Annotated in this window: 3 protein-coding genes and 1 pseudogene; 2 read left to right on the forward strand and 2 right to left on the reverse strand. The window is 69.8% G+C overall.

The window, feature by feature from the left end; genetic code table 11:
• Both AB0G02_RS31350 and AB0G02_RS31355 read right to left on the reverse strand, forming a co-directional pair.
• A partial coding sequence (locus AB0G02_RS31350; RefSeq protein ID WP_360801247.1) for a glycoside hydrolase family 16 protein occupies positions 1-565 on the reverse strand: 565 nt, incomplete at its 3' end.
• Positions 566-634: 69 nt separating this feature from the next.
• Complete coding sequence (locus AB0G02_RS31355; RefSeq protein WP_360801250.1) at positions 635-1,756, reverse strand: ROK family transcriptional regulator; 1,122 nt, start codon at positions 1,754-1,756, stop codon at positions 635-637.
• A gap of 133 nt (positions 1,757-1,889) precedes the next feature.
• On the opposite strand from AB0G02_RS31355, the gene AB0G02_RS31360 reads away from it, so the two are divergent.
• On the forward strand, positions 1,890-3,188 hold the full coding sequence (locus AB0G02_RS31360) for an extracellular solute-binding protein (protein ID WP_360801253.1): 1,299 nt from the start codon (positions 1,890-1,892) through the stop codon (positions 3,186-3,188).
• A gap of 100 nt (positions 3,189-3,288) precedes the next feature.
• A pseudogene (locus AB0G02_RS31365) lies at positions 3,289-3,669 on the forward strand (sugar ABC transporter permease); the annotation flags it as partial.

The following is a 3,669-nucleotide window of genomic DNA, read 5'->3' on the forward strand; positions in this document are numbered from 1 at the left end:
GCCAGGTGTTCGGCTTGCTGAAGAACGTCTCGATCATGTCGATCTCGGGGTTGGCCGACGCGCTGCTGGTGTCCTCCGTACCGACCAGCCACAGGGCCTGATGGCCGCCGCCGCCCACGTCGGACATCTTCGCGCGGACCTCGAAGTAGCCGTACTGCGTGGTGTAGCCGTTGAAGTCCGGCTCGTGGTGGTCGTTGGGCATCGAGTAGTTGAAGCGGTGCCACCAGTCCTTGTTGTAGGTCTGGATGCTGGAGATCTTGACCGTGCCGTCGTACTGCGGGTTCCACGAGGGGGTGTCGGGGTCGAGGCGCTCGGTCAGCACGCCGTTGGCGACGGTGTAGCGCGCCTTGGCGTTCTCCCGGTTGGCCGTCCAGTGCGGCAGGTAGTAGGGCAGCCAGCGGTCGGCGTCCAGCGAGGTGCCGTTGAACTCCTCGGCGAAGTCGAGCGTGTAACCGGATCTGGTGTCCGGGTTGGGCGGGAAGTCGGCCGCCTGCGCGGGTGTCGCCGCGCAGGTGCCGAGAATCAGGACGCCCGCGGACAGGGCTTTGAGGCGGTGTCGGATCACGTGGGGTTCCTTCGGAGAGGTTTCGCAAGGAACTTTCCTTCGAAATGTGACCCGTGACACCGCGCGTTGTCAAGGGGTGACGTCGAACAGCCGCCTGCGCAGCTGGTCGCGCGCCGTCTCGACGGCGCCGATCGTCACGGCGTCCTCGCCCAGCGTCGAGAGCACCAGCGGCGGCACGTCGTAGCAGATGGCGGCCAGGTGCCGCGTGACCGGTTCGAGGATCGCCGACGCCGCCCGCGCCATGCCGCCACCGATGACGACTAACTGAGGGTCCACCGCGAGGACCATCGCACCGATTCCGCCCGCCACGGTGCGAGCGAAGGACTCCACCGCCGCCATCGCGTCCGACTCGGACCGACGAGCCCGTGCGAACACCCATTCGTGCAGGTCGTCGGCACCGGGGGGCAACCCCGCGTCGGAGGCGAGCCGGTAGGGGGCGTCGTGCCACCCGAAGGCGGGGTGCCGGCCGACCTCGCCCGCCGCGCCGGACCGCCCCACGAACGGCCGCCCGTCGACCAGCAGGCCCACGCCCAGCCGGTGTCCGACGTGGACGTACAGCACGTCCGACACGTCTCGCGCGACGCCTACCCGGTGTTCGGCGAGCACGGCCGCGCCGGTGTCCTTGACCGCCTCCACGGGGCAGTTCAGCCGGGTGGCGACCTCCTCGGCCAAGGCGACCCCGCTCCAGTGCGGCAGCGCCACGCTCAACCGCACCACACCGCGCTTGTCGACGATGCCGGGCGTGCCGACGCCCGCGGCCCACAGCGTCCGGTCGTCCGCCGGCACCAGGCGGCGCACCAGGTCGACGGCCGTGTCGATGCGCTCGGCGGCTCCCATGTCTCCCGCGATGGCCGTGCGCGCCGAGGCGACCAGCGCCCCGTCCAGGGTCGTGACCCGGGCCGAGACGGCGTGCGCGCCGATGTCCACGCCGGCCAGGAACCCGGCGTCGGCGTTGAACCGGTACCGCTGGGCGGGTCGCCCGCCGGTGCGCATCACGTCGAACCCGTCGGGCGCCAGCAGTCGCGACTCGGTGAGGGAGGCCAGGATGTCCTGCGCGGTCGGCCGGGACAGGCCGGTCTGCGCGGCGACCGCGCTGATGGTCAGGGGCGGGCCCTCGTAGAGGAGTTGCAGCACGCGACGCGTGTTGAGGTTGCGCAGGGCGCTCTGGTCGCCACCGGGAAGTGCCCTCATCCGAAAGTCCCCTCTTGACGATGTCGCCCTGGTCACCCATCCTAGCCGAACGAAAGTTTCTTTCGAAACCTTCGCCAAGTGCCGACCAGCCCTCCGAGGCACGCTGGTGCCGGCAGGCCGACCAGGAGAAACCATGAGAACCACACGATGGGCCGTCGCGGCGGGCGTGGCCCTGCTCGCCACCGCCTGCGCACCCGGCAGCGGGAACTCGCCGGCCGACTCTCCCACCGGTCCGGTCACCACGGGCGTGCCCGCCGGTGACGTCACGTTGTCGCTGATGTCCACACCGGAGTCCGGCGCCGCCGTCAAGGCGATCATCACGGGCTTCCAGGCGAAGTACCCCAACGTCAAGGTGAACTACCAGGACACCAACTTCGACGACTACAACAAGAGCCTCAACCTCACCCTGGCCTCCGATCAGGCGCCCGACATCGTCCTGCTCAACTCGGTGGGCACCACGGTCAAGGACGGTCTCGTGCGCAGCCTCGCCCCGTACGAGGAGGCGTACGGCTGGGACGAGGTCTACCCGAGCACGCAGCTCGCCCAGTGGCGGGTCGCTCCCAACGGCACCACTCTGGGCGAGGGGGACCTGTACGCGGCGCCGGCCGGGTTCTCCATCGTCGGCGTCTACTACAACAAGGCCAAGGCCGCGCGGTTGGGCATCACCCGTCCGCCCAGCTCCCTGGAGGAGTTCGAGTCGGCGCTGGCCAAGGCCAAGGTCGCCGGCGAGGTGCCGCTCCAACTCGGCAACGCCGAGGGGCACGCCTCGTTCGCCGTGCAACTGATCGGGCAGTCCCAGGACGGCGCGGAGAACGCCGCCAGGTGGACCTTCGGCGCCAAGGGATCGACGTTCGGCACCGCGGGCAACCGCGCGGGCGTGGAGAAGCTCGCCGACTGGGCCGGCAAGGGCTACATCCCGTCCGGCGCCAACGGTGTCGACCTCCAGGGCGCGGTGGACAAGTTCGGCAAGAGCGAAGGTCTGTTCTTCATCGACGGCAACTGGGACGCCGCCAAGATCGGCGCCGCCCTGGGCCCGGACGCCGGGTTCTTCGCCTTCCCCGGCACGAAGGCCACCGCCATCGGCACCTCCGTCGCCTACGCGATCTCCGCGAAGTCCGAGAACGCCGACGCCGCAGCGGCGTTCCTGGACTTCCTGCACTCCTCGCAGGCCTCCGCCGAGCAGTTCAAGATCGGTTTCATGCCCGCCGACCCGGCCGCCGCGCTGCCCGAACCCGGCACCGTGATGGCCGACGTCGTCGCGGCGTGGATGGAGGTCAACACCGACAACGGCCTGGTCGGCTTCAACAACAACGCCACCGCCACCATGAACAAGACCCTCGTCAGAGCCACCCAGGAACTGATCGGCGGCCGCAAGGACCCGGGCGCGTTCATCGATGAGATCCAGAGCGACTGGACCAGGACGCATGGCTGACACCACCCTTGCGGGCACGCGGGCCGCGGCGGGGAGGTCTCCTGCCGCGACCACGCGCCGCCCGACCGCCCGGCGCCGGACCCGACACCGGTGGGTGCCCTTGCTCTACACGGTTCCGGCGCTGGTGGCGTACGTGCTGTTCGTGATCACGCCGTTCCTGCACAGCGTGTGGATCTCGTTCTGGGAGTGGAACGGCGTCGGCGTGGCCGCCTGGGTCGGTGTGGACAACTACGTCGAGGTGCTCACCGACCCGGAGTTGCGTGCGGCGCTGGCGCACGCGTTCGGGTTCATCCTCTTCTACAGCGTGCTGCCCATCGGGATCGGCCTGGTGCTGGCCGCGCTGGTGGCCGCGACACCGTGGAAGGCGATGCCGTTCATCCGCACGGTGCTGTTCCTGCCGCAGATCCTGCCGCTGGTGGCGGTCGGCGTGGTGTGGAAGTGGATCTACAGCGAACGCGGCCCCCTCAACGACGTGCTGTCC

Source organism: Actinosynnema sp. NPDC023658, assembly GCF_040639995.1.
Lineage (GTDB): Bacteria > Actinomycetota > Actinomycetes > Mycobacteriales > Pseudonocardiaceae > Actinosynnema.

Coding starts and splice junctions, on each gene's coding strand:
- AB0G02_RS31355 (WP_360801250.1), bottom strand. CDS start 1,756: ATGAGGGCACTTCCCGGTGGCGACCAGAGCGCCCTGCGCAACCTCAAC.
- AB0G02_RS31360 (WP_360801253.1), top strand. CDS start 1,890: ATGAGAACCACACGATGGGCCGTCGCGGCGGGCGTGGCCCTGCTCGCC.